The following is a 23,715-nucleotide window of genomic DNA, read 5'->3' as shown; positions in this document are numbered from 1 at the left end:
GTTTCCGATGCGCCTCGTGGCGAGCGACATGGACGGGACCGTCGTGGGAAACGACGGCAAGATGAGCGGCCGCACCATCCAGGCGTTCCGCGCATGCATCGATGCCGGGGTCGACGTCGTCTTCGTGACCGGCCGCCCACCGCGCTGGCTCCAGCCACTCCGGGACCAGCTCGGCCACACCGGGACGGTCATCTGCTCCAACGGTGCCCTGACGTACGACCTCGAGTCGGAGCGCATCCTCGACGCGAAGCTCCTGAAGCCGGAAGACGTCTACGCCGCGCGTGACATCATCCGCGGTCTCTTCCCGGCAGCCACGTTCGCCGCCGAGACGGTGTCGGGCTTCAAGATCGAGTCCGGATTCGCGGACGCCGCCACCTCCGAGCTCCTCGGCGGCATCACCGCGGAGCCCTTCGAGGCGTCCCTGCCCGGTGAGGACGTCGTGAAGTTCCTGGCGCGGGAGCGTGAGATCTCGCCGGACGAGTTCCTCGCAGCCGTGCGCCCCGCCGTCGCGCACCTCGTCTCGACCACGCACTCGGCTCCGACCATCGCGCTCCTCGAGATGGCCGTGCCGCACATCAACAAGTCGGTCACGCTCGCCCGGTACGCGGCGGAGCGCGGCATCGACGCCGCCGACGTCGTCGCCTTCGGTGACATGCCCAACGACGTCCAGATGCTCGACTGGGCGGGCTACGGGTACGCTATGGCGTCGGGACATCCCGATGCGCTCGCCGCCGCGAACCTCGTGGCGCCGCCCTTCGACGAGGACGGCGTGGCGCAGGTCCTGGAGGAACGGCTTGCGGCGCTCCGCACGGCCTGATCCCGGGCGCTACCCCTACCTCGACAACCGGGCCGGAACCCAGCCCGGGCCCCTCCCGCTCGCGCTGGCCCACCGGGGCTTCTCCCCCGGCGGCGGCGAGAACACGATGGCGGCCTTCGAACGCGCCGTGGACCTGGGCTTCCGGTACCTCGAGATCGACGTCCGCGCGTCGGGCGACGGCGTCGTGATGGTCTTCCACGACGAGGACCTCGACCGCGCGACCGACGCGCGCGGCCCGATCGCCCGGCGCTCCGCCTCGGACCTGGGCGGACTCTCGGTGGGCGGCCACGGCGGCATCCCGACGCTCGAAGCACTCCTGCTGCGCTGGCCGCACGTGCGCCTGAACATCGACGTCAAGAGCGACGACTGCGTGCGCCCCTTCGCGGAACTCATCAACCGCCTGTCCGCCCACGACCGCGTGCTCGTCGCGTCCTTCTCGGACCGCAGGCGGCGCGCGGTGCTGCAACTGCTCGAGAGGCCGACGGCGTCGTCCGCCGGCATGGCGGTCGACGCCCTCCTGAAGCTGCTCGCGCCGCTCGGGCTGGCAGGACCGGTCGCCCGGATCGCCGGCGTCCAGGCGCTGCAGGTTCCCGAGACCTACCGAGGTGTGCGGGTCGTGACGCGACGCTTCCTCCGATCCTGCCGGGCGGCGGGACTCCAGGTGCACGTCTGGACCATCAACGAGCGTGCGGAGATGGACCGGCTGCTGGACCTCGGCGTCGACGGGCTCGTCTCCGACGCCGCCGATGTCCTCGCAGACTGCATGACCGCACGGTCCGCGTGGCCGCAGGGCGGTCCGCGCGGCGGGTAGGCCGGGACGAGTGTGACCAGGCAGGCGGGGACGAGCTTGACCAGGCCGGTCGGGTTTCCGGGATGCGGAAGCCCGGTTGCGGCCACTCCCGCAACCGGGCTCCCTCGGTATCGGTGCGTTCCCGGGGTATCGCGCCCCCGGTGGCACACCGAGTCTGGTGGGCGGCGCCCGTCCTGCGGGCGCCGCACGGAATCAGCTGGAGCGCTTGCCCGGCTTCGGCTCGACGATCAGCTCTACCGGCTCGGTGGTCACCGTGCCGTGCGGATTCGAGAAGGTCGCCCGGAAGAGCCGCCCGTCCTGGGAGGCCTGCGCCTTCTTCAGCTCCGCCACGGACGTGTAGGTGCCGTTGTTCCGTTCGGCCCGCTGGGTGACATCGGCAGGATGCCAGGTGGCGCCGTCGTCGTCCGAGCTCTCCCAGACGGCGACGGGTTCCGGAGTGCCGGTGGCACTCGCCGTGAAGGACGCCTTATGGCCGTCGCGGACCGTGGCCGGCCGGGGTGCGGTGACGAGCGCCGGGAGTTCGACGGACTGGTCGACGGTGGGCCAGCCGTCCTCCCAGCCCATCTTCTGCAGGCCGAGCGTCGGGGCGTAGGCGTTGGACCGGTCGTAGTAGTGGAACGCGAGGTAGTCGTCGAAGACGGACTGGCCGCCGACGCCGTTCATCGCGCCGTGGGATTCGAGGAGGATCGATCCGCCGCCGCCGAACATGTCGCGGCCCTCCTTGTCCAGGTACGGGCCGGTGATGGCTTGCGAGCGGCCCACGGCGATCTTGTACGTCGAGTCCGCGCCGCGGCAGCAGAAGTCGAACGAGGTGAACAGGTAGTAGTAGCCGTCACGGTGGATGATGTAGGGCGCCTCGATGGGGTTGCCCGGGACGAAGCGGTCCGCGATGTTGACCGTTCGGGACTGCCAGTCCTCCACCGGCTTGCCGCTGGGCCATTCCAGCGGCACCAGGAAGATCCCGTACCAGAAGGATCCGATGGACATGTAGGGCTTGCCGTCCGCGTCCTCGATGATCCCGGCGTCGATGGCATTGAACGTCTTGCCCGGGTTGTCCGGGTCCAGCCCCGTGGCGGGCGATTCGACGACGAGCCCCTGGTCCACCCACTCGTAGTCCGGGTCCTCGGGATCCAGCGTGGTGTTGGTCGCGAGCGCCGTGAGGGAGTTGTTGCCACCGAAGCGCGACGCCGAGTAGTAGAGGTAGTAGGTCCCGTCGTTCTCGTAGATCTCCGGCGCCCAGAGGTTCTCCGGGAGGGTCCCGTCGGAGAAGTGCTCGTCGATCCAGGCGGGGATCCGGTCCCAGACGGTTCCGGTGTACTCCCAGGTAGTGCCCTCGTCGTGCGAGGACCAGATCTGGATGGTGCCGCCGTTCTCGCGGGCGAGGAGCCCGGTGGAGTAGACGTACCAAGTGCCGTCGTCGTCGATGATGAGGGCGGGGTCGTGGATGGGGCTCGTCTCGCCGACCACCGACTTGCCGCCGACGAGGTTGTCGAGGTTGGTTGCCGACTGCTGCGTCAGGGCGGGCTGGGCCTTGGGTTCCGCCGTCGCAGGCAGTGCCGCGCCCGTGAGGGCGAGGGCGAGGACGGCGGCGACGCTCGCGGAGCGCGACCAGAACGTGCTGCGTGACGTCATTATCACGGAGACCTTTCGGGAGGGAGGGGCTGGGACTCTGCCGATTTACATCGTTGTCTACATCGTTGTAGAACAGTTGCACGAGGCAGTGCGGCCCGTCAAGGACTGTCCGTCCGTGCTTCACGAGGCGCTTCCCGCGACGCTTGCCGGCGCCCTCGCCGGCCTTACCCGAGGACGGGGTCCGTCAGCGTCCTGAGGTAGTGCAGCGCTGCCGGGGCGTAGGCGCGCATCGACTCGTCGTCGGCGTAGACCAGCAGGCGCAGCCACGAGCCGTACCGATGCACCCCCGCCAGCTGCAGGGCGGGTTCGAGGGCTGCCCGCAGTTCCGGCATCGGGGCGTAGCCGGTCCATCGCTCGAGATAGGCGGTGACCACCGACTGGATCCTGGGGTCGTCCGCCGTCGTGTTCCACTGCTCGCGCATCTGCGTGATCGGCACGAGCAGCACGCTGAACGGGTGCGCCCAGTAGGAGTCCGCGAAGTCGAAGAACCGCAGCGGCTCATCGCTCGTCGCGGGCAGGAAGCAGTTCCTGGCGTGCAGGTCGTTGTGGTCGAGCGAGAGCGGGACCGCTGTGCCGCGCAGGACCTCGACGGCCTCATGGATGGCGGGCAGGCGGCGGAGGATGTCGTCCGCCGCCTCGGCGGACAGGTGCAGGGGGTGCTCGGCCGGCAGCCCCGTGTGCAGCAGCAGCTGGTTCTCCACAAAGTTCGCTGCCACCTCCGGATTCATGAGGACGAGCCCGGCCTGGGACAGCCGCTCACCGTGCGGTGCGACGATCTGCTGCAGGTCGGCGAAGTCGCCCGCGATGCGTGCCCACGCGAGCTGGTCCCCGGCGCCCAGGCTGTCGAGGGTGGCACCGTGGTCCGCGGTGAGCATCCAGCCCCGGGACGGTTCGATGGCCAGCGGGGCGGCGACATGGTCCGGTGCGAGTTCGCCGAGGAGCGAGAGGATGGACGCCTCCGCGAGCTGGCCGAGGTTGTTCTCCTTGAACCACAGCGTGCCGTGGTCGGTGGGAACGGTCAGCTGCGTGGACCAGAAGCGGATGCGCGGCTGCTCCACCGGTCCGGTCCGGGCAACGCCGAAGGTCTCCAGCACCAGGTCGATCCACTGCTCCGCCTGCTGCCGCCACTCGGGGGAGGCCCACACCTCGCGGGGGTTGTTCATGGGGCGCCGGGCGCGCGGTAGCTGGGCATGGACTGCATTCTTCCACCGCGCACGCGTCAGCCGAGTTTCGAGGGCCTGCTGCCGTGGTCGCGGGCCTCCAGCTCTCCTGGACCGGCGACGTGCTCGCTGCCACGGACGCGGGCGATGGCCGTCATACCGTGGAAGATGAGAAGGGCCGCAGCGGTCCCGAGGGCGATCCCCGCGAAGGCCAGGTCCCCGACGGTCCACGTGAAGTCCGCGATGCCGATGACCAGCGCCACCCCCGCCGTCGACAGGTTGATCGGGTTCGAGAAGTTGACCTGGTTCTGCACCCAGATCCGGACGCCCAGGATGCCGATCATGCCGTAAAGGACTACCCCGGCACCGCCGAGGACACCCGCGGGCACCGTGGCGATGAGCGCACCGAACTTCGGGAAGAGGCTCAGGAGGATCGCGACGATGCCGGCCACCCAGTAGGCAGCCGTCGAGTAGACGCGTGACGCTGCCATGACCCCGATGTTCTCGGCGTAGGTCGTGGTGCCCGAGCCTCCGCCGGCACCGGCGATCATCGTCGCCAGGCCGTCGGCCATCAGGGCCCGGCCGGTGAGCGGGTCCAGGTCCCTGTCGGTCATCGCGGCCACCGATTTCACGTGGCCGATGTTCTCCGCCACGAGCACGAGGACCACGGGGATGAACAGTCCGACGACGGACAGGTGGAACTCGGGTGCGGTGAAGTCGGGAAGGCCGATCCAGGCGGCGTCCCTGATGGCCGCGAAGTCCACCTCGCCGCGGATCATCGCGACGGCGTACCCGGCGAGGACGCCCACGAGGATGGACAGCCGCCCCAGGATGCCCTTGAAGAGCACCGTGACGAGCAGGATCGCAATCACCGTGACCAGTGCGGTGAGGGGAGCCTGCTCGAAGCTCGTCTTGGCGGTCGGTGCGAGGTTGAGGCCGATCAGGGCGACGATGGCGCCGGTGACGATCGGGGGCATGGCGACCTGGATCCATCGGGCGCCCGCGGTGTGGACGATGAATCCGATGATCGCCAGTGCGGCCCCGGCCATGATGATGCCGCCGAGGGCTCCCGCTGCTCCGTGCTGCGACTGGGCAGCGGCGATCGGCGCGATGAAGGCGAAGCTCGACCCGAGGTAGCTCGGCACCTTCCCTGCGGTGATGACGAGGAACAGGATCGTCCCGATTCCGGAGAACAGCAGGGTGGTCGACGGCGGGAACCCCGTGATGAGCGGCACCAGGAACGTCGCACCGAACATCGCCACGACGTGCTGCGCCCCGATGCCGATGGTCCTGGGCCAGCTCAGCCGTTCCTCGGGGGCGACGAATCCGCCCGGCCGCACGTTCCTGCCATCCCCGTGGAGGGTCCATCCGATGCCTCGTGCACTCATGCGTATGCCTTCCAGGGGAGTCGGGGGGTTGCGAGAATCCTATCGGCAGCACGGACCCGGGATGTTACGTTGCTTGTCCGCGAGGGAAAGGTTCGACGATGGTATTCACGGTCCGAGGACGCACCGTGCTGGTCACGGGTGCAGGCATGGGCATGGGCAGGCTGTATGCCGAACGTGCCGCCAGGGAGGGGGCTGCCGCCGTCGTGCTGTGGGATGTCGACGCGCGCGCCCTCGAGGACGTCGTCACGGGTCTGGCCTCGAGCACGGCGGCCGTCCACAGCTACGTGGTCGACGTGGCATCGGTGGAGTCCATCCAGGCCGCGGCAAGTGCGGTCCTGAACGACGTCGGCGTGCCGGACGTGCTGGTCAACAATGCCGGGATCGTGCGGGGGAAGTACTTCTGGAAGCACGACCACCTTACGGACATCGACCTCACCCTGCGGGTGAACACCGGCGGACCCATGCACGTCACCCGCTCCTTCCTGCCGGCCATGATGGAGCGCGGCACCCCCGCCCGGATCCTCAATGTGGCGTCGGCATCCGGGACGCTGTCCGTCCCGCGGATGAGCGTGTACGCCGCATCGAAGTGGGCCGTGATCGGCTGGAGCGATTCCCTGCGCCTCGAACTGGCGTCGGCGGGCCATCCGATCGCCGTGACGACCCTCATCCCCAGCTACATCAGGACCGGCATGTTCGAGGGGGCGCGCGGACCCCTGCTGACCCCTCTGATGGAGCCGGACTACGTGGTGGACAAGGCCTGGCGCGCGCTGCTCGCCGGAAAGGCACGCGTCCAGCTGCCCTGGACCGTGCAGCTCGCCGGAACGCTCCGCAACCTCCTCCCGCAGCCCGCCTGGGACGTCGTCGCCGACCGCGTCTTCCGGGTGTACAGCTCCATGGACCACTTCACAGGGCGCCCCAGTGGCGCTCCGACGCACGGGAAGGACGACCGATGAGCGCTGCGGCGGCACTGCTGGCGGACCAGCGCCGGTATTTCGATTCCGGGGCCACACGGCCCGCCGGCTGGAGGCGCACGCAACTCGAGGCACTGCGCCGCCTGCTCACCGAGCGCGAGGACGAGCTGACCGGCGCCGTCGGGGAAGACCTCGGCAAGAGCAGGACGGAGGCGTTCCTCTCCGAGATCACCGCCGTTCGGGCGGAGATCGACTACGCCCTGAAGCACCTCGACCGCTGGATGGCGCCGGAGAGGATCGCGGTGCCCGGGGGGCTGCAGCCGGGCCGCGCCTGGTCGCAGGCCCGGCCCCTCGGCGTCGTCCTGATCATCGGGCCCTGGAACTATCCGCTGAATCTCGTGCTGACGCCGCTCGTCGGAGCGCTGGCGGCGGGCAACGCCGCGGTGCTGAAACCCAGCGAGCTCGCGGCCGCGACCTCCAGGGTGCTCGCACGCCTCGTGCCGGAGTACCTGGACCGGGAGGCCGTCGCTGTCGTGGAAGGGGGAGCGGAGGTGAGCACCGACCTGCTCGCGCAGCCCTTCGACCACGTCTTCTACACGGGCGGTGAGCGCGTGGGGAAGATCGTGATGAAGGCGGCGGCCGAGCACCTGACGCCGGTCACGCTGGAGCTGGGCGGCAAGTCACCGGCCGTCGTCGTCGGCGGGGACCTGCGCGCCGCGGCCCGCCGCATCGCCTACGGAAAATTCATGAACGCCGCCCAGACGTGCGTGGCACCCGACTACGTCCTGACCACGCCGGCCGCCGCGCCGATCCTCGCCGATGCGCTCGCGGCTGCCGTCCGGGACTTCTACGGCAGCGATCCGAGGACCTCTCGCGACTACGGCCGGATCATCAACGAGCACCACTTCGACCGCCTCGTGGGCCTGATGGACGGCGGAACCGTGGTCTCCGGTGGCCGGCACGAGCGCGCGGAGCGGTACATCGAGCCGACCGTCCTGCGCCACGTCGACCCGGGGTCGCCGCTCATGCAGGAGGAGATCTTCGGTCCCCTCCTGCCGATCCTCGAGGTCGCGGACCTGGACGAGGCCATCCGGTTCATCGGCGCCCGGCCCCATCCGCTGGCCGCCTACCTGTTCAGCGACAGGGACGAGCACCTGCGGACCTTCACGGATCGGGTCCATGCGGGCGGGCTCGCCCACAACGTCTGCACCATCCAGCTCGCGGTCCCCGGGCTGCCCTTCGGCGGCGTCGGTGCGAGCGGCACGGGCAGCTACCACGGCCGGCAGTCCTTCGAGACGTTCAGCCACGTGCAGCCGGTGTTCTCCAAGCCGACCAGGGTGGACACGCTGCGCCTCGCGTACCCACCCTTCGGCCCGATCAAGAGGAGGCTGCTGCGCAGGCTCCTCTGAGCGGGGTCAGCTGATGACGCCGTCGACCAGTGCCTTCGCCTCCGCCTGCACCTGCTTCAGGTGCTCCTCGCCGCGGAAGGACTCGGCGTAGATCTTGTAGACGTCCTCTGTGCCCGAGGGCCGTGCCGCGAACCAGGCGTTCTCCGTGGTGACCTTCAGCCCGCCGACGGGGGCGCCGTTGCCCGGTGCCTCCGTCAGCCGGGCGGTGATCTCCTCGCCGGCGAGGGTCGTGGCGGTGACGTCCGACGGCGACAGCTTCCCGAGTGCGGCCTTCTGCTCGCGTGTCGCCGCGGCGTCGATCCGCGCGTAGACGGGTGCACCGAACCGCTCCGTCAGCCCGAGATAGTGCTGCGACGGGGTCTTGCCGGTGACGGCGGTGATCTCCGAGGCCAGCAGGGCCAGCAGGATGCCGTCCTTGTCCGTGCTCCAGGGCGTACCGTCGTGGCGCAGGAATGAAGCACCGGCGGACTCCTCGCCGCCGAAGGCGAGGTCGCCGGTCAGCAGGCCGGGCACGAACCACTTGAAGCCCACGGGGACCTCCTGCAGCACGCGGCCGAGGTCGAGGGCGACCCGGTCGATGATCGAGGACGACACCAGGGTCTTGCCGATGACGGCGTCGGCGCGCCAGTTGGGACGGTTGGCGTAGAGGTACTGGATCGCGACGGCGAGGTAGTGGTTCGGGTTCATCAGGCCCGCGTCCGGCGTCACGATCCCGTGGCGGTCGGCGTCGGCGTCATTGCCCGTCGCGATGTCGAACTGCGATGCCTTCCCGATCAGTGATGCCATGGCCGACGGCGAGGAGCAGTCCATGCGGATCTTCTCGTCCCAGTCGAGGGTCATGAAGGCCCACTGCGGGTCGACCGTGGGGTTGACCACGGTCAGGTTCAGGTTGTGGCGCTCGCCGATGGCACCCCAGTAGTCCACTGACGCGCCGCCCATCGGGTCCGCGCCGATGTGCACGTTCGCGGAGCGGATGGCGTCCAGGTCGAGCACCGACGGGAGGTCGTCCACGTAGTTCTGGAGGAAGTCGTAGGAGCCGATCCCCTCGGCCGTACGGGCCTGCGCGATGGGCATGCGCCGGACGTCGCGGAGACCGCCCTCGAGCAGTTCGTTGGCACGGTTCGCGATCCAGTTCGTGGCGTCCGAGTCGGCGGGACCGCCGTGCGGGGGGTTGTACTTGAAGCCGCCGTCGCCCGGGGGGTTATGCGACGGGGTGATGACGATGCCGTCGGCCTGCTCCACCTTGACGGCGTTGTACGTGAGGATCGCGTGCGACACGGCGGGGGTGGGCGTGTACGCGCCTCGGGCGTCGACGAGGACCGTCACCCTGTTGGCCGCGAGGACCTCGAGGGCGGTGTTCTGTGCCGGCTCGGACAGCGCGTGGGTGTCCTTGCCCATGAAGAGGGGGCCGGTGATGCCCTGCCCGGCACGGTACTCGACGATCGCCTGCGTGATCGCCGCGATGTGCCCCTCGTTGAAGGACGACTTCAGCGACGACCCGCGATGCCCCGACGTTCCGAAGGCCACGCGCTGTGCGGGATCCCCCAGGTCGGGCTCGACGTCGAAATACGCGTCGAGCAGTCTGGTCACGTCTACGAGGTCGCTGGGGAGGGCTACAGTGCCCGCTCGGTTAGCCATGGCCCCAGCATGCCAAAGAATGCGCCCGATTACACCCGCTACCCCGGGCCGGTCCGTCCCGTCCCGTCGGGGGCCGGTCCTCGGGTACGGTTGCCCGCACCCCGATGATCAGTAAGCTGAGTATCAGCACCCAGCCAGGGGGCACATGCATTCCGGAAGGCGGCACCATGAGCGAGAACCCCAGCGGAAACCCGAGCGGCGATCCCGAGGAGCAGGGCGCGGAGGAGGCCGGCAAGCTCGAGGAGCAGACGGCGGGCGGCTACGGTGGCCCGGGAACCGAGGACGAGATCGCTCCCGACTTCGAGGCGGACAACGGCAGCGGCCCGGGCGACTGACCTGCACCCGCCCCGCCCGGACAGCTTCCTGATCCCGGGCGGGTCCCAGGGCAGGACCGCCCGCTAGGGTGGACGGGTGACCACGACCGCGGCCCCGCGCCCCCTCAGGATCGTCATCGCCCCCGACTCCCTCAAGGGCAGCCTTCCCGCAGCGGAGGCTGCCCTCGCCATGGCTGCCGGTGTCACGGGTGCCGCGGCCCGGCTCGGCCATCCCGCGCCGCACGTCGTGCTGGCCCCGCTCGCCGACGGCGGTGAGGGAACGCTCGACGCGCTCCTCGCGGCCTGGAGCGCCGAACCCCGCACCACTCGGTGTCACGACGCGGCGGGCCGTGCCCGGACCGCACGCTACGGAATCTCCGCGCGGCAGGACGGCGCGGGGTCCCCGGTGCGGGGCGTCCTCGAGGCGGCGGAGGCCAACGGCCTGCCCCTCGTCGCCGACCTTCCCCTCGATGCACTCACGGCCACCAGCTATGGCGTGGGCGAGATCGCGGCCCAGCTGCTCGACGACGGCGCGGAGGAGATCCTCCTGTGCATCGGCGGATCCGCGACGACGGACGGCGGAACCGGCCTGCTCTCGGCGCTCGGGGCCCGTTTCCTCGATGCCGACGGCGATCCCCTGCCCCCGGGCGGCGGCGGCCTCGCAGCCCTCAGGACGATCGACACCGCCAACCTGCACCCCCGCGCGCGCGAGGTGCGCTGGCGCATCGCGGTCGACGTCGACAATCCCCTCTGCGGACCCCGCGGTGCAGCGGCGGTCTTCGGTCCGCAGAAGGGCGCGACACCCGACGACGTCGCGGTCCTCGACGCCGGCCTGGCGCACCTCGCCCGCGTCGTCTCCGCGCAGACCGGCGTCGACGTGCTGGAGGTACCCGGGACCGGCGCTGCGGGCGGCCTGCCTGCCGTGCTCGTGCCGTTCCTCGGCGCGGAGGTCGTCCCCGGATCGGCCCTGGTGGCCGACGCCGTCGGGCTGGCCGGCGCACTGGCGGACGCGGACCTCGTCCTGACCGGGGAGGGTTCCTTCGACTCGCAGTCCCTGGGCGGCAAGGTGGTGCAGGCCGTGGTCGAGAACGCCCCCGCCACCTGCGCCGTCGTCGCCATCGCGGGGCGCGTGCAGCTGACCGCGGCCCAGGTCCAGGACGCCGGACTCGCGGCGGCGTTCTCCATCGCCACCGGGCCCATGGCGCTCGAGGAGCTGATCGGGGGCGCGGCCGCGCTCATGGAGGACGCCGCCGCCCAGGTCTACGGCGTCTTCGGCGGACGCCGCGGCCAAGGGGACGGCCAGGAGGACGGCCGGCTGGATGGCCAGCCGGACGGCTAGACCTTGATCTCGCGCTTCAGGATCTTGCCCGTCGGTCCCTTGGGCAGGGCATCGACCAGCACCACGCGGCGAGGGTACTTGTAGGCGGCAACCCGGTCCTTCGCGAAGTCGGCGATCTCGGTCGCGAGTTCCTCCCGGGCTGCGTCATCGGCCGGGGCGTGCTCGGCCTTGAGTCCGATGACCGCGACGATCTCCTCGCCGTGCAGCTCGTCCGGTACGCCGATCACGGCCGCCTCCGCCACCGCCGGGTGCTCGTACAGCACCTCCTCCACTTCCCGCGGGTACACGTTGTAGCCGCCGCGAAGGATGATGTCCTTCTTGCGGTCCACGATGTACAGCAGGCCGTCCTCGTCCACCCGCGCGAGGTCCCCGGTGCGGAACCAGCCATCGGGGATGGCCGCTGCCGTGGCCTCGGGATTCTCCCAGTAGCCCTTCATGACGCAGTGGCCGCGGACGGCGAGTTCGCCGACCTCGCCCCGCGGCACCTCGCTGCCCTCGGGGTCCAGCATGCGCACCTCGACGCCGTCCACCGGCGTGCCGATGGAGCCCGGCTTGCGGAGGTGGCCCACGCGGTTGAAGCTGACGATCGGCGACGTCTCGGAGAGGCCGTAGCCCTCCAGGAGGTCCGCGCCGAAGACGCGCTCGAACTCGTGCAGGACCTCGACGGGCAGCGCCGAGCCGCCCGAGACGGCCACGCGGACCGAGGAGAGGTCGGTGGAGGACACGCTGGGATGGCGCAGCATGGCGACATACATGGTCGGGACGCCCTCGAAGACGGTGACGCGGTCCCGCGCGATGATCTCGAGCGCCTTGCCCGGCTCGAAGCGCGGCAGCAGCGTCACGGTGGCGCCGGTCAGGACGGCGGCGTTGAGCGCGCAGGTCTGCCCGAAGATGTGGAAGAACGGCAGGCCGCCGAAGAGTACCTCGCCCTCGGACGTCCCCATCAGGTCCCGGGAGATCTCGGTGTTGCGGGACAGGTTGGCGTGGGAGAGCGTGGCTCCCTTGGGCCGCCCGGTGGTGCCGGACGTGTACAGCACGACGGCGGTGTCCTCACCGTCGAGTTCCACGACGCCCGGCGTCGGCTCGGCGGCCGAGACGCGCTGCAGAAAGGCGCCGCTGTCGACGGTCACCACCTGGACATCGGTCCCCGTCTCGGCGCCCGAGGCTTCGGCACCCGCCTGCGCCTCGGCGATGATGCCTTCCCAGGCGAAGACGACCCTCGCCCCCGAGTCGGTGAGGTGGTAGGCCACCTCGCGCCCCTTGAGGAGCGGGTTCAGCGGCACGACGACTGCCCCGGCCCGCAGGACGCCGTAGTAGACGAATGCCATCTGCGGAATATTCGGCATGATGAGGGCGACGCGGTCGCCGTGCCGGACGCCCTGCTCCGCGAGGAGCGTCGCCACCTTCTGGCTGAGTACCTCGAGTGCCCCGAAGGTCACCTCGACGTCGTCGAGCTTGATGGCCACGGCCGAGGGGCTCCTGGTGGCGGTGGCCACGAGGTTGTTGGCGAGGTTCGACACGCGATCTCCTTTGATCTTCGATGTCCTGCAGCAAAGCGCGGTACGGAAGTTACCGGTGGGTAGAATTCTGTGCGATCGGGAACCCGCACGCAACAGGACCCGCCCGGGGTACCCGGCGGGTCCTCTCGGCGCCGGAACCTGTGCCGCTGCCGAGCGTTCCGCGCTGCGGGACTAGCGGACCCCGCTCATCGCCCTCCGGATCACGGGGGCGCCGGCGATGAGGGCGGCGCCGAGGATGATCGCCGTGATGCCGCTGAAGGCGAAGTAGGGAACCTCGTTCGCTTCGGAGTAGAACCCCGCGAGCAGGCCCGACACCGTGGTGCCCAGGGAGATCGACAGGAAGAAGAGGGCCAGCATCTGGGTCCGGAAGGCCTCCGGTGCCAGCTTCGTGGTCACGGACAGCCCGATCGGGGAGATGAAGAGCTCGGCCCAGGTGAACAGCAGCAGGATCCCGGCGAGGCCGACCAGCGGCGTGCTGTTGGGGCCGCCATCCGCGAAGGGTATGAACGCGAGGAACGCGAGGCCCATGATGATCAGGCCGAAGGAGAACTTCAGCGGCGAGGACGGCTGGCGGCTGCCGAGGCGGGTCCAGAGGGCCGCGAAGACTCCGGCGAAGATGATGATGAAGACCGGATTGATGGACTGCACCATGCCCGGCGGCATCTCCCAGCCGAACAGGTTCCGATCCAGGCGGCTCTCCGAGTAGAGCGCCACGACGGTGAACTGCTGCTGGAACAGGGACCAGAAGGCGGCACTGGCGAGGAAGAGCGGCATGAAGGAGTAGACCCTGCGCCGTTCCACCGCGGTGACCTTGCTGCTCGAGAGGATGACCGCGAAGTAGGCGATCGTCGCCGCGATGGCGGTGTAGGCCATGACGTTGGCCAGGTTGCCGGCGTTGAGGAGCCCGGTGGCCAGCACTACGCCGAGAAGGACGACGACGGCGGCGGCGATGACGATCCAGCGCGCGTACGCCGCGCGGGGGAGCGGGTTCTCCACCAGGTGCGCGGCATCCGGGAGGTTCTTCCGGGTCGTGGCGTACTGGAGGAGACCCGCGGCCATGCCGATCGCAGCCAATCCGAACCCGACATGGAAGCCGTAGACGTCCCAGGCGAGGTTGGTCAGCAGCGGTCCGACAAGGGCGCCGATGTTGATGCCCATGTAGAAGATCGAGAAGCCGGCGTCGCGGCGGTCGTCCCCGGGAGCGTAGAGCGTGCCGACGAGCGACGACGCGTTGGCCTTCAGTCCGCCCGAGCCGATGCCCACGAGCACGAGGCCGATCGCCAGTCCGACGACGCCGGGCAGTAGGGCGAGGGCGATATGGCCGCACATGATGACGATGGCCGAGTAGAACAGCACCCGCTCGGAGCCGAGCACCCGGTCCGCCAGCCAGGCGCCGAGGATGGTGGAGAGATAGACCCCTCCGCCGTAGGCCCCGACCAGACCGGCCGCGGCGCCGGGATCGAAGGCGAGGCCTCCGTCGGCCAGGGAGTACGTCATGTAGTAGAGCAGCAGCGCCTGCATCCCGTAGAACGAGAACCGCTCCCACAGTTCCACGCTGAACAGGTTCGCCAGCATGCGCGGGTGACCGAAGAATGTTTTCCCGCCGGTACCGGCGGTCCGCTGGGTTGTACTCACTTACTCCATGGTGCCGCGCCCCTGCGAGGGAGGCAAAATCAACTTCTCACTGCCGGAGTGCTTCGACCTGTGCTGTGACGGCGAGGAGCTGCGCTTCCTCCCCGGGGCGGCCGATGAGCTGCACACTCATCGACAGGCCATCCGGCAGGCGCAGTGTGGGGACGGTCACGGCGGGCAGTCCGCAGACGTTCACCATGGACGTGTAGGGCGAGTACTGGCACTGCCGGAGGTAGTCGGTGTCGCCGTCGGCGTCCGTGTACCAGCCGAGAGGACGCGGCGTCATGGCCACCGCCGGGGTCAGGACCATGTCGTAGCGGGAATACTGCTCGATGGTGTCCTGCTCGAACTGCCGCAGGACGTCGACGGCCGCAGCGAGGTGTGCCGCAGTGCGTCCTCTCGCCCTCCGGCGCAGCACCCGCGTGATGTCGGTCAGCCGGTCCTCGCGCTCGTCCGGGATCGGCGCGGTGGCGAGTCCCGCCGTCCAGACGAGCTGGAACGCGTCGTGGTAGCGGCGGTCGTACGTCAGGTCCGCCTCGACCACGTCGTGGCCCGCCCGCTGCAGCACCTGGATGCCGGCGGAGAACGCGTCGCTCGCGGCGCTGTCCAGGCTGATGTCCAGTGCGCTGGAGAAGGGCGACGCCGTGCTGACGCCGATGCGGAAGCGCCCCTCGGCGCGGAGGGCGGCCTCGGTGAAGGAGCCCTCGTAGCGTGACGCCGCGCTCGTGGGGCGGTAGTTCGGCTCCCGGACGAGGGCGTCGAGGAGCAGGCCGGCGTCGACGGCCGAGTGGGCGAGCGGGCCGGCCACGACGAACTGGCCGAGGTCGGCCTGCCCGGAACCCGAAGGGACGCGGCCGCGGTTCGGCTTGAGGCCCACCAGCCCCGTCGCGGCGGCCGGGATGCGGATGGATCCGCCGCCGTCGGTCCCCGGTGCGAACGGGATCATCCGCGCGGCCACGGCCGCGGCGCTGCCGCCCGACGAGCCGGCCGGGCTGAGCCGCCGGTCGAGGGGGTTGCGGGCGGGTGGGGCGATGCGGTTCTCGCTGTAGCAGCTCAGGCCGAACTCGGGGACCTGCGTCTTGCCGAGGCTGATGGCCCCTGCGCGCCGCAGCACCGCGGCGAGCGGAGCGTCCTTCTCGGCCACGGCGTGGTCCAGGGCCGCCGTGCCCAGCGTCGTCCTCACGCCGGCGACGTCGGTGAGGTCCTTGTGCGCGAGGGGCACCCCGTGGAGCGGACCGAGGGCCACCCCGGAGGCTCGCAGCCGGTCGGCATGGTCGGCGGCCCTGAGCGCGTCGTCATGGGTGACGGTGAGGAACGAGCCGAGGTCCGGGTTGAGGGTGTCGATCCGCTGGAGGAAGTGCTCGGCGACCTCGCGTGCGCCGACCGCCCCGCGCGCCAGCGCATCCCGAAGGGTGAGGGCGGAGAGCTCGTGCAGTTCGGCCATGGGGACTCCCAGTCGGAGGCGGGCAGTGACGGGACCCGCTACGCCGGAGGCCCCTCGGAAGACGACAAGGACCACTATGCCGCAGTGCGGTCCCGGATGGTGCCGTAGCAATGGCGGTGCCCGGCCGGTGCGTGAAAAGGTAGGCACATGAGCGAACTCCAGAACGTACCGGTGACTGCCGTGCCCGACGACGCGCGGCTCCTCGACGTCCGCGAGGACTACGAGTGGGAGGCGGGCCACGCCGACGGCGCGCTGCACATCCCCCTCGACCAGCTTCCCGCCCGGCTCGGTGAGCTGGACCCGGACGAGGACCTGCACGTGATCTGCCGCAGCGGCGGCCGGTCCCAGCGGGCTGCCGAGTGGCTCGAGGGCAACGGCTACACGGCCATCAACGTGAGCGGCGGTATGGGCGCCTGGCTCGAGGCCGGCAAGCCGATGGTCTCCGAGACGGGCAGCGAGCCCACCGTCCTGTGAGGGTTTCCACCAGTTCCTCCTACGCCTACCTGGGGCCGGAGGGGACCTTCACGGAGGCGGCGCTGCTGCAGGTGCCGGGAGCCGAGTCCGCACGCCGCGTCCCGGCGTCGACGGTCGGCGCTGCCCTCGACGCCGTCCGGTCGGGATCCGTGGACGCCGCGATGGTGCCGATCGAGAATTCGGTCGAGGGTGGGGTGAGCGCGACCCTGGACGCCATCGCGGTGGGGGCGCCGTTGCGGATCCTGCGCGAGGAGCTCGTGCCGATCACCTTCGTGCTCGCCGTCCGGCCCGGCACAGCGCTCGAGGCCGTCCGCCGGATCGGGACGCACGGGCACGCCTGGGCGCAGTGCCGTAACTGGGTGGACGCGAACGTACGCGACGCGGAATACTTTCCGACGTCGTCGACAGCGGCCGCGGCCTACGGGCTGGTCGACGGCGACGGCAGCTACGACGCCGCGATCTGCTCGCCCCTCGTGGCCGGGCGCCTCGGGCTCACGGTCCTCGCGACGGACATCGGGGACGTCACCGACGCGGTGACCCGCTTCGTGCTCGTGGGCCGGCCGGATGCCCTGCCGCCGCGCACCGGAGCGGACAAGACGACCCTCGTGATCCCCCTGCCGGAGGATCACCCGGGCGCGCTGATGCAGATCCTCGACCAGTTTGCGGCCCGGGGCGTGAACCTCAGCCGCATCGAATCCCGGCCCACCGGCCAGTTCCTCGGCGACTACTTCTTCAGCGTGGACGCCGATGGCCACGTCGAGGACGCCCGCGTCGCCGATGCCCTCAAGGGCCTGCACCGCATCAGCCCGGGGCTGAGGTTCCTCGGGTCCTACGCGCGCGCCGACCGCCGTACGCCCGCCGTCGAGCGCCACACGTCCGACGACGCCTTCGGTGCAGCCGACGCCTGGCTCGGCGACATCCTCGAAGGCCGGTAGCGAAGGCTTTACGGGGAGGACCTAAAGCACAGTAGGCTTACTATCGAAGGTCCCCTACGAAGGCTGGTTCCACGATGGCTCGATTGCGCCGCAGCAACACGCGCAGGCCCGGTATCACCCGTCGTCGCCACGGCAAGGGCTTCAGCTACCGGATGCCGAACGGCGAGCTGCTGCAGGACCGGGAGCAGCTCGAGCGGATCCGGGACCTGGTGATCCCGCCGGCCTGGAAGGACGTCTGGATCGCCCCGTATCCGAACGGGCACGTCCAGGCCATGGGCACCGACGACGCCGGGCGGCGCCAGTACATGTACCACCCGGCCTGGCGTGAGCAGAAGGACCGCGAGAAGTTCGACCGCGCTCTGGACTTCGGCGCGAAGCTGCCGAGCGCCCGCCGCATCATCACCCAGCACCTTCGCAGTGCGGGCGTCGCGAGGGAGCGGGCCTTCGCGGCGGCACTCCGGATCGTCGATTCCGGTGCCCTGAGGATCGGATCGGCCCAGTACGCGGAGGCGAACGGCTCCTTCGGCGTCACGACGCTGCTCGTGGAGCACTGCACCATCGAGGGGAACGTCATCACCTTCGACTTCCCCGGCAAGAGCGGGCAGCAGTGGGACACGCGCCTCGAGGACGAGGACCTCGCCGAGGCCCTGCGTCCCATGATGGAGCGCGAGGACGCCGACACCGTGCTCGCCTACCAGTCGGAGGACGGCAAGTGGCACCACGTGGACGGTTCGCAGCTCAACGAGTTCCTGCGGCAGGTCACCGGCGGGCCCTTCACGGCGAAGGACTTCCGGACCTGGCAGGCGACCGTCGTCGCGGCGATGGCCCTGGCGAAGGAGGACCTGAAGGCGACGAGCCGCACCGCGCGCCAGAAAGCCGTCAGTGCCACCATGAAGGCTGTCGCCGACCACCTCGGCAACACCCCCACCGTCGCCCGGAGCTCGTACGTGGACCCTCGACTCGTGGATCGCTTCATGAGCGGGGAGGTCATCCCGATCACGACGTATTCCGCCTCCGAGAAGGCCGTGCAGGAACTCCTGCGCGACTGACGATCCGCATGTTCAACTCTCCCGTTCGTCAGTACGCTGGCTGCGGGCGCCCAACGAGGAGCGCATCCTTCGACGAAAGGAAGCATGATGACCGAGAACGCTCATGGAGGACGCATCGTGAACCCCAACAAGGGTGACGGCTCGACCTCCGATCCGAACTGGCAGGGTGACATCGCCGACCAGGGTAACGACGTCCGTTTTGCCGAGGAGCAGTCCCTCATCAATGAGCAGGCCGGCCGCGCCGACCGCGACACGTCGGTGGACGTGGACGCCGCCGAGGAAGAGGGCCAGTACACCAGTGCCGAGCCGGCCGGGGCCTCCGGGGGCTACACCTCCTCGCAGGCCCCCGAGGAAGAGGGCGAATACACCGACAAGGACAAGCCGCTCATCGAGGAGCCCGAGGGCCAGGGCGAATACACCGACCGCGACCGGTAGCACCCCCGAAGGTGCCCGGGCCAGCGCCGGCTCGATGCCGCGTCAGTGCCCGGAACTCCGCCGCATTCGGTGCAGGCCCTGCTGCCAGTTCCGCTGCCAGTTCCTCTGCCAGTCCGGCATCGGCAGCGGAGACCCTGAGGGTCCGGGAGCCGACGCCGGCACCCGGACCATCAGTGCGTCCGGGTCCACCCGCGCGGTCAGCGAGGTGACCGGTCCCGAGGGATCGCCGTCGAGCTGGGTGTCGATCGGGTCCCCGGACCAGACCGTGACCTCCCGAGCCCGGTAATAGCTGATGACGGGTATCGCCCCGCGGTGGCGCAGGAGGATCTTCGCGGCCATCCACGTCCAGCCCAGGAGGCTGCGGGGACTCAGCACCACCACGTCCAGGTAGCCGTCGTCGATCATGGCGTCGGGTACGAAGTCGACGCCCGCCGGCAGTTTCCCGCAGTTGGCCACCAGGAGGCTGCGGACCTTCCTGCTCTGCGGGGGCTGGCCGTCGAGGCTGATCGAGATACGCCGCCGCCTGCCGGGCAGGTGGCGGACACCGGCCTCGCTGTAGGCGAGCCAGCCGAGCTTGTCCTTGAGGTCCTGCTTCGCGTCGGCCACGACGTTCGCGTCGAAGCCGACACCGCCCATGACCAGGAACGGGTGCTCGGAGATCACCGAGGAGCGGTCGTTGCGCAGCGTGATGCGGGCCATGTCGATCCGCCGCTCGGAGCCGTGCAGGGCCAGGCGGAGGCATCCGGCGATGTCGTTGTACGGCAGTCCCAGGTTCCGCACCAGCAGGTTCCCGGTGCCGAGCGGCAGCAGTCCGAGGGCGGCGGGCTGGTGTGCGAGGGCCTGCGCCACCGCCCGTACCGTTCCGTCACCGCCGGCGGCGATGACGACGTCGGCCCCGGCATGGATCGCCTGCGAGGCCTGGCCGGTCCCGGGGTCCTCGATGGTGGTCTCGAGAATGAGCGGCGGCTCCCAGCCTGCGTCCGCACAGGCCTCTTCGACGAGGACGCGCGTGACGTCGGCGTGCAGCTTGGAGGGATTGAGCACGAGCGCGACGCGCTGGGGACCCTCGGCGACGGGAGCCGGTTCGTTGACGGAGGCGGTCGGCGTACGGGTCTGCTGCAGTCGCCGGACGGACCAGTAGGACTGGAGGGACGCGGCAGCCGCGGACGCCGCAGCGGTTCCGGCGAGCAGTTTGCGGCGCATGGTCCTCCACAATAGCCGCCCCGCGGACCGGGGCCGGCCTGCCCCCGGGTTTGGGTAGTCTTGGCGGTGTGATTGACGTCAACGACCTCCGCCGAAACCCCGAGCAGTTCCGAGCATCGCAGCGCGCACGCAGGGCGGACGAGTCGCTCATCGATGCCGTCCTCGCCGCGGACACGAAGCGCCGGGAGTCCGTCACCGCGTACGAGACGCTCCGCGCCGAGCAGAACGCCTTCGGCAAGAAGGTGGCGCAGGCCAAGGGCGAGGAGAAGCAGGCCCTCCTGGCCGAGGTCAAGGAACTCGCCGCGACCGTCAAGGCCGCCGCGGCCGCCTCCGAGGACGCCAAGGCCGAGCAGGAGACCCTCCTGCGCAAACTGCCGAACCTCGTGCAGGAGGGCGTACCCGAGGGCGGCGAGGACGACTACGTGGTGCTCCGGAAGGTCGGCACCCCCCGGGACTTCGCCGCGGAGGGCTTCGAGCCCCGCGACCACCTCGAGATCGGCGAACTGATCGGTGCGATCGACATGGAGCGCGGCGCGAAGGTCTCCGGATCCCGCTTCTACTTCCTGCGGGGCGTGGGTGCCCGCCTCGAGATCGCCCTGCTCCAGATGGCACTGGACCAGGCGATCAGGGCCGGCTTCACGCCGATGATCACCCCCACCCTCGTACGCCCCGAGACCATGCAGGGCACAGGCTTCGACATCGCGCACGACGCCGAGATCTACCGGCTCGCGGAGGACGACCTGTACCTCGTGGGAACCTCCGAGGTGGCGCTCGCCGGATACCACTCCGACGAGATCATCGACCTCGCCGCAGGCCCCGTGCGGTACGCGGGGTGGTCTTCCTGCTACCGCCGCGAGGCGGGGTCGCACGGCAAGGACACCCGCGGGATCATCCGCGTCCACCAGTTCAACAAGGTGGAGATGTTCACCTACACCACCGTCGAGGATGCCGCGGCGGAGCACGAGCGCCTGCTCGCGTGGGAGGAGGAGATGCTCGCGAAGGTCGAGCTGCCCTACCGCGTCATCGACACCGCCGCCGGCGACCTCGGGATGTCCGCCGCGCGCAAGTTCGACTGCGAGGCGTGGGTCCCGACCCAGGGCGACTACCGCGAACTGACCTCGACGTCGAACTGCACCACCTTCCAGGCCCGGCGCCTGAACATCCGCGAGCGCCAGGAGGGGGAGGGCCAGAAGGGCACGCGGGCCGTCGCCACGCTGAACGGCACGCTGGCGACCACGCGCTGGATCGTCGCCATCCTCGAGCACCACCAGAACGCGGACGGCTCCGTCACCGTGCCTGCCGCGCTGCGGCCGTATCTTAACGGACTGGAAATCCTTCCGGTACTGTAGGCGCCGCCCTACCGGGAACTCGGTGAGGTCTGGTTCACTGAATCATGAGCACTTTTAACAATGCTGGCATCGATGACCAGCAGGAGAACAGGAAGCGCCACCTCATCGCCCTCGACGTCGACGGCACCCTCGTGGATCACGAGGGGTCGATGACCGAAGAGGTGCGCGATGCCGCGCAGGCCGTCATCGAAGCCGGGCACGACGTCATCATCGCCACGGGCAGGTCCCTCGGGGCCACGCTGCCCGTGATCAGGCTCCTCGGGATCACGGGCGGATACGCCGTGTGCTCCAACGGGGGAGTCACCCTCCGGATCGACCATGCGCTGCCCGAGGGCTTCGAGGTCCTCGAGCGGGTCACCTTCGACCCGAAGCCCGCACTCACCGCGCTCCGCGAACGACTGCCCTCCGCCAAGTACGCCCTGGAGGACGATCGCGGCAGGTTCCTGTCCACGGAGAGCTTCCAGGACGAGAGTTTCGGTTCGGAGGCACAGAGCGTCGACTTCGAGGAGATGGTCGAGAGCCGCGCCGTGCGCGTCGTCGTCTTCAGCACCGACAGCTCCGCCGAGGAGTTCGGTGAGGCCGTCGCGTCGATCGGACTGCACGGCGTGACCTATTCCGTGGGCTGGACCGCATGGCTCGACATCGCCGCATCCGGCGTCACGAAGGCCAGCGCGCTGGAAGCCCTTCGGCAGCGCCTCGGGACGGCCAGGAGCCTCACGGTGGCCGTGGGCGACGGGCGGAACGACGTCGAGATGCTGCAGTGGGCCGGCCGCGGTGTCGCCATGGGGCAGGCCCCCGACGAGGTCCGTTCCGCCGCATCGGAGGTCACCGGAAGCGTGTACGACGACGGCGCCGCGAAGGTGCTGCGCTCGCTCGTCTGACACCGGGCTCAGTACGCGAGGCTCGCCTCGGGGAGGGACGCCGGCCCGTACGTGAGGTCGAGCAGGCGGGCCGCAGCGGGGCGGGTGGCCCACTCCTCCATCCAGTGGGACCTGACGACCGCGCGGCTGACGGCCTGCGGAGTGATGCCCAGTTCCTGCGCGATGTACTTCTGCTGTCCGCGGGCGCCGGGGGTCAGCAGGTCCAGGACGGCCCATTCGGCGTCGGTGCGCGTGTAGACGATCTGCCCGAGCAGCCGGAGGACCGCTTCGGCCTCGGCCGCGATCTCGCCGTCGGGGCCTTCCACGGCCAGGGGTATCCGCTCGCCGGTCTTCCGGGCCCGGTCGACCGCGCGCCGCGCGTAGACGAGCCCGTAGCCCTCCGCGTCCACGAGGCGCTCGGGGACGGGCGGGGTGAGGCCGCCGACGCCGATGCCCACATGCCAGCGCCGGGAGCGGATGGCCCTCAGGGCGGCCTCCACGGCGATGGATGCCGAGTCGACGACGCCCTGCACCTCGTCGCCGACCGAGCGCTGGAAAGGGACCACGGCCGGAAGGTGGCGGAGCGCTTTCAGCAGGTCGTCCACGAGGTCGCCGACCTCGCGCGAATCGCGCTGGTTGATGGTCAGGACGTAGTGCATGGCATCAGTATGCAGGAGCTCCCGGCGCCCGCACTGCGGACGTCCGGGAACTCCTGATGCTGCTGGTGTTCCTACCGGCCCTCGGGGGTCTCCGTGGCGTTCTTCGCCTCGACGTCGACGCTGCGGCCCTGCGGCTCGTCCTGCGCGCTGCCCTCGCCGATCTCCTGGAAGCGCTTGAGGGACGCCTCGATCTCGGCCTCCGCCTCCTCACGGCCGGCCCAGTCGGCGGCTTCCACCCACTTGCCCGGCTCGAGGTCCTTGTACTTCGTGAAGAAGTGCTTGATCTCGTCGAGCAGGAAGTCCGAGACGTCCGACAGTTCCTGGATGTGGTCGAAACGGGGGTCGACGGGCACGCACAGGACCTTGGCGTCTCCGCCGCCGTCGTCGGTCATGTTGAACACGCCGATGGGGCGCGACTCGACGAGGACGCCCGGGATGAGGTCGAAGTCCTGCAGCAGGACCAGCGCGTCCAGCGGGTCGCCGTCCTCGCCGAGCGTGTTCTCGAAGTAGCCGTAGTGCGTGGGGTACTGCATGGCCGTGAACAGGACGCGGTCGAGGCGCAGCCGGTGGGTGTCGTGGTCGATCTCGTACTTGACGCGCGAGCCCTTCGGGATCTCGATGGTGACGTCGAGCTTCATGGCAACTCCTGGGGATGGGTGGGGCAGTAGACCGGCAGCGGCTCCCGGGGGAGGTGCGCTGCCGGTCTACTGTTTAATCGTCAGCCCTAACATATCGG

General features: G+C 70.0%; 22 protein-coding genes. 12 read left to right on the top strand and 10 right to left on the bottom strand.

Going from position 1 to position 23,715, the window contains the following annotated elements; translation table 11 throughout:
* Positions 1-7 precede the first annotated feature (7 nt).
* Both P5G52_RS02520 and P5G52_RS02515 read left to right on the top strand, forming a co-directional pair.
* On the top strand, positions 8-817 hold the full coding sequence (locus P5G52_RS02520) for an HAD family hydrolase (RefSeq protein ID WP_301228606.1): 810 nt from the start codon (positions 8-10) through the stop codon (positions 815-817).
* Entirely contained in the window at positions 795-1,628 is an 834-nt protein-coding gene (locus P5G52_RS02515; RefSeq protein WP_301224408.1) for a glycerophosphodiester phosphodiesterase family protein, read from the top strand. Before P5G52_RS02520 ends, P5G52_RS02515 begins: the two co-directional genes overlap by 23 nt.
* A 192-nt stretch (positions 1,629-1,820) precedes the next feature.
* Here the strand turns inward: P5G52_RS02515 and P5G52_RS02510 are convergent, their stop codons facing one another.
* From P5G52_RS02510 to P5G52_RS02500, 3 genes are all read right to left on the bottom strand, one after another.
* Positions 1,821-3,260 carry a glycoside hydrolase family 43 protein gene (locus P5G52_RS02510; protein ID WP_301224406.1) on the bottom strand — a complete coding sequence of 480 codons (1,440 nt, stop codon included), beginning with the start codon at positions 3,258-3,260 and terminating at the stop codon, positions 1,821-1,823.
* Between the two features lie 164 nt (positions 3,261-3,424).
* A complete protein-coding gene (locus P5G52_RS02505) occupies positions 3,425-4,423 on the bottom strand; it encodes a hypothetical protein (protein ID WP_301224404.1) in 999 nt (332 codons plus the stop codon).
* A gap of 56 nt (positions 4,424-4,479) precedes the next feature.
* On the bottom strand, positions 4,480-5,808 hold the full coding sequence (locus tag P5G52_RS02500; RefSeq protein ID WP_301224403.1) for a uracil-xanthine permease family protein: 1,329 nt from the start codon (positions 5,806-5,808) through the stop codon (positions 4,480-4,482).
* Between the two features lie 98 nt (positions 5,809-5,906).
* On the opposite strand from P5G52_RS02500, the gene P5G52_RS02495 reads away from it, so the two are divergent.
* On the top strand, positions 5,907-6,761 hold the full coding sequence (locus tag P5G52_RS02495) for an SDR family NAD(P)-dependent oxidoreductase (RefSeq protein ID WP_301224402.1): 855 nt from the start codon (positions 5,907-5,909) through the stop codon (positions 6,759-6,761).
* The gene (locus P5G52_RS02490; protein WP_301224401.1) at positions 6,758-8,128 is read left to right on the top strand and encodes an aldehyde dehydrogenase family protein; all 1,371 of its coding nucleotides are present in this window, start codon (positions 6,758-6,760) and stop codon (positions 8,126-8,128) included. Before P5G52_RS02495 ends, P5G52_RS02490 begins: the two co-directional genes overlap by 4 nt.
* A 6-nt stretch (positions 8,129-8,134) precedes the next feature.
* Here the strand turns inward: P5G52_RS02490 and pgm are convergent, their stop codons facing one another.
* Positions 8,135-9,766 carry a phosphoglucomutase (alpha-D-glucose-1,6-bisphosphate-dependent) gene (gene pgm, locus P5G52_RS02485; RefSeq protein ID WP_301224400.1) on the bottom strand — a complete coding sequence of 544 codons (1,632 nt, stop codon included), beginning with the start codon at positions 9,764-9,766 and terminating at the stop codon, positions 8,135-8,137.
* 167 nt (positions 9,767-9,933) lie between these two features.
* Here pgm and P5G52_RS02480 point away from each other — a divergent pair, with 167 nt between their 5' ends.
* Positions 9,934-10,101 carry a hypothetical protein gene (locus tag P5G52_RS02480; protein WP_301224399.1) on the top strand — a complete coding sequence of 56 codons (168 nt, stop codon included), beginning with the start codon at positions 9,934-9,936 and terminating at the stop codon, positions 10,099-10,101.
* 76 nt (positions 10,102-10,177) lie between these two features.
* Positions 10,178-11,419, top strand: a complete 1,242-nt coding sequence (locus tag P5G52_RS02475; protein ID WP_301224398.1) for a glycerate kinase — start codon at positions 10,178-10,180, stop codon at positions 11,417-11,419.
* Here P5G52_RS02475 and P5G52_RS02470 read toward each other — a convergent pair.
* The 3 genes from P5G52_RS02470 to P5G52_RS02460 form a co-directional block, all read right to left on the bottom strand.
* A complete protein-coding gene (locus P5G52_RS02470; protein ID WP_301224397.1) occupies positions 11,416-12,939 on the bottom strand; it encodes a long-chain-fatty-acid--CoA ligase in 1,524 nt (507 codons plus the stop codon). The two genes, P5G52_RS02475 and P5G52_RS02470, sit on opposite strands and share 4 nt — an antisense overlap.
* A gap of 171 nt (positions 12,940-13,110) precedes the next feature.
* Positions 13,111-14,574 carry a peptide MFS transporter gene (locus P5G52_RS02465; RefSeq protein ID WP_301224396.1) on the bottom strand — a complete coding sequence of 488 codons (1,464 nt, stop codon included), beginning with the start codon at positions 14,572-14,574 and terminating at the stop codon, positions 13,111-13,113.
* Positions 14,575-14,620: 46 nt separating this feature from the next.
* The gene (locus P5G52_RS02460; protein ID WP_301224395.1) at positions 14,621-16,015 is read right to left on the bottom strand and encodes an amidase; all 1,395 of its coding nucleotides are present in this window, start codon (positions 16,013-16,015) and stop codon (positions 14,621-14,623) included.
* 147 nt (positions 16,016-16,162) lie between these two features.
* On the opposite strand from P5G52_RS02460, the gene P5G52_RS02455 reads away from it, so the two are divergent.
* The 4 genes from P5G52_RS02455 to P5G52_RS02440 all read left to right on the top strand — a co-directional run bounded on the left by P5G52_RS02455 (position 16,163) and on the right by P5G52_RS02440 (position 18,908).
* Complete coding sequence (locus P5G52_RS02455) at positions 16,163-16,489, top strand: rhodanese-like domain-containing protein (protein WP_301224394.1); 327 nt, start codon at positions 16,163-16,165, stop codon at positions 16,487-16,489.
* Entirely contained in the window at positions 16,486-17,424 is a 939-nt protein-coding gene (pheA, locus tag P5G52_RS02450) for a prephenate dehydratase (RefSeq protein WP_301224393.1), read from the top strand. Before P5G52_RS02455 ends, pheA begins: the two co-directional genes overlap by 4 nt.
* A 74-nt stretch (positions 17,425-17,498) precedes the next feature.
* Complete coding sequence (locus tag P5G52_RS02445) at positions 17,499-18,473, top strand: DNA topoisomerase IB (RefSeq protein WP_301224392.1); 975 nt, start codon at positions 17,499-17,501, stop codon at positions 18,471-18,473.
* A gap of 87 nt (positions 18,474-18,560) precedes the next feature.
* Positions 18,561-18,908 (top strand): hypothetical protein, encoded by a 348-nt coding sequence (locus P5G52_RS02440; protein WP_087072307.1) that lies wholly within the window; start codon positions 18,561-18,563, stop codon positions 18,906-18,908.
* A gap of 42 nt (positions 18,909-18,950) precedes the next feature.
* Here P5G52_RS02440 and P5G52_RS02435 read toward each other — a convergent pair whose 3' ends face one another.
* Positions 18,951-20,111, bottom strand: coding sequence for a diacylglycerol/lipid kinase family protein (locus P5G52_RS02435; protein WP_301224391.1), 1,161 nt, complete (start codon positions 20,109-20,111; stop codon positions 18,951-18,953).
* A 68-nt stretch (positions 20,112-20,179) separates the two neighbouring features.
* Between P5G52_RS02435 and serS the strand changes: the two genes are divergently transcribed.
* Together serS and P5G52_RS02425 are read left to right on the top strand one after the other, a co-directional pair.
* Positions 20,180-21,460, top strand: a complete 1,281-nt coding sequence (gene serS / locus P5G52_RS02430) for a serine--tRNA ligase (RefSeq protein WP_301224390.1) — start codon at positions 20,180-20,182, stop codon at positions 21,458-21,460.
* A 44-nt stretch (positions 21,461-21,504) separates the two neighbouring features.
* Positions 21,505-22,341 carry an HAD family hydrolase gene (locus tag P5G52_RS02425; RefSeq protein ID WP_301224389.1) on the top strand — a complete coding sequence of 279 codons (837 nt, stop codon included), beginning with the start codon at positions 21,505-21,507 and terminating at the stop codon, positions 22,339-22,341.
* An 8-nt stretch (positions 22,342-22,349) separates the two neighbouring features.
* On the opposite strand, the gene P5G52_RS02420 is transcribed toward P5G52_RS02425, so the two are convergent.
* Together P5G52_RS02420 and P5G52_RS02415 are read right to left on the bottom strand one after the other, a co-directional pair.
* On the bottom strand, positions 22,350-22,979 hold the full coding sequence (locus tag P5G52_RS02420) for a hypothetical protein (protein ID WP_301224388.1): 630 nt from the start codon (positions 22,977-22,979) through the stop codon (positions 22,350-22,352).
* A 71-nt stretch (positions 22,980-23,050) separates the two neighbouring features.
* Positions 23,051-23,617: an inorganic diphosphatase gene (locus P5G52_RS02415; protein ID WP_301224387.1), complete on the bottom strand. Its 567-nt coding sequence runs from the start codon at positions 23,615-23,617 to the stop codon at positions 23,051-23,053.
* Between the last annotated feature and the right edge of the window lie 98 nt (positions 23,618-23,715).

Origin of the sequence: Arthrobacter burdickii, assembly GCF_030433645.1 — a bacterium.
Taxonomy (GTDB): domain Bacteria; phylum Actinomycetota; class Actinomycetes; order Actinomycetales; family Micrococcaceae; genus Arthrobacter_D; species Arthrobacter_D burdickii.
The sequence above is the reverse complement of the archived record's forward strand: the minus strand, read 5'-3'. Positions and strand labels throughout refer to the sequence as shown.

What these genes read in the sequence shown, in the direction of transcription:
- P5G52_RS02520 (WP_301228606.1), top strand. Translation starts at nt 8, where the DNA reads ATGCGCCTCGTGGCGAGCGACATGGACGGGACCGTCGTGGGAAACGAC.
- P5G52_RS02510 (WP_301224406.1), bottom strand. Translation starts at nt 3,260, where the DNA reads ATGACGTCACGCAGCACGTTCTGGTCGCGCTCCGCGAGCGTCGCCGCC.
- P5G52_RS02505 (WP_301224404.1), bottom strand. Translation starts at nt 4,423, where the DNA reads ATGAACAACCCCCGCGAGGTGTGGGCCTCCCCCGAGTGGCGGCAGCAG.
- P5G52_RS02500 (WP_301224403.1), bottom strand. Translation starts at nt 5,808, where the DNA reads ATGAGTGCACGAGGCATCGGATGGACCCTCCACGGGGATGGCAGGAAC.
- P5G52_RS02495 (WP_301224402.1), top strand. Translation starts at nt 5,907, where the DNA reads ATGGTATTCACGGTCCGAGGACGCACCGTGCTGGTCACGGGTGCAGGC.
- P5G52_RS02490 (WP_301224401.1), top strand. Translation starts at nt 6,758, where the DNA reads ATGAGCGCTGCGGCGGCACTGCTGGCGGACCAGCGCCGGTATTTCGAT.
- pgm (WP_301224400.1), bottom strand. Translation starts at nt 9,766, where the DNA reads ATGGCTAACCGAGCGGGCACTGTAGCCCTCCCCAGCGACCTCGTAGAC.
- P5G52_RS02480 (WP_301224399.1), top strand. Translation starts at nt 9,934, where the DNA reads ATGAGCGAGAACCCCAGCGGAAACCCGAGCGGCGATCCCGAGGAGCAG.
- P5G52_RS02460 (WP_301224395.1), bottom strand. Translation starts at nt 16,015, where the DNA reads ATGGCCGAACTGCACGAGCTCTCCGCCCTCACCCTTCGGGATGCGCTG.
- P5G52_RS02455 (WP_301224394.1), top strand. Translation starts at nt 16,163, where the DNA reads ATGAGCGAACTCCAGAACGTACCGGTGACTGCCGTGCCCGACGACGCG.
- P5G52_RS02445 (WP_301224392.1), top strand. Translation starts at nt 17,499, where the DNA reads ATGGCTCGATTGCGCCGCAGCAACACGCGCAGGCCCGGTATCACCCGT.
- P5G52_RS02440 (WP_087072307.1), top strand. Translation starts at nt 18,561, where the DNA reads ATGACCGAGAACGCTCATGGAGGACGCATCGTGAACCCCAACAAGGGT.
- P5G52_RS02435 (WP_301224391.1), bottom strand. Translation starts at nt 20,111, where the DNA reads ATGCGCCGCAAACTGCTCGCCGGAACCGCTGCGGCGTCCGCGGCTGCC.
- P5G52_RS02425 (WP_301224389.1), top strand. Translation starts at nt 21,505, where the DNA reads ATGAGCACTTTTAACAATGCTGGCATCGATGACCAGCAGGAGAACAGG.
- P5G52_RS02420 (WP_301224388.1), bottom strand. Translation starts at nt 22,979, where the DNA reads ATGCACTACGTCCTGACCATCAACCAGCGCGATTCGCGCGAGGTCGGC.
- P5G52_RS02415 (WP_301224387.1), bottom strand. Translation starts at nt 23,617, where the DNA reads ATGAAGCTCGACGTCACCATCGAGATCCCGAAGGGCTCGCGCGTCAAG.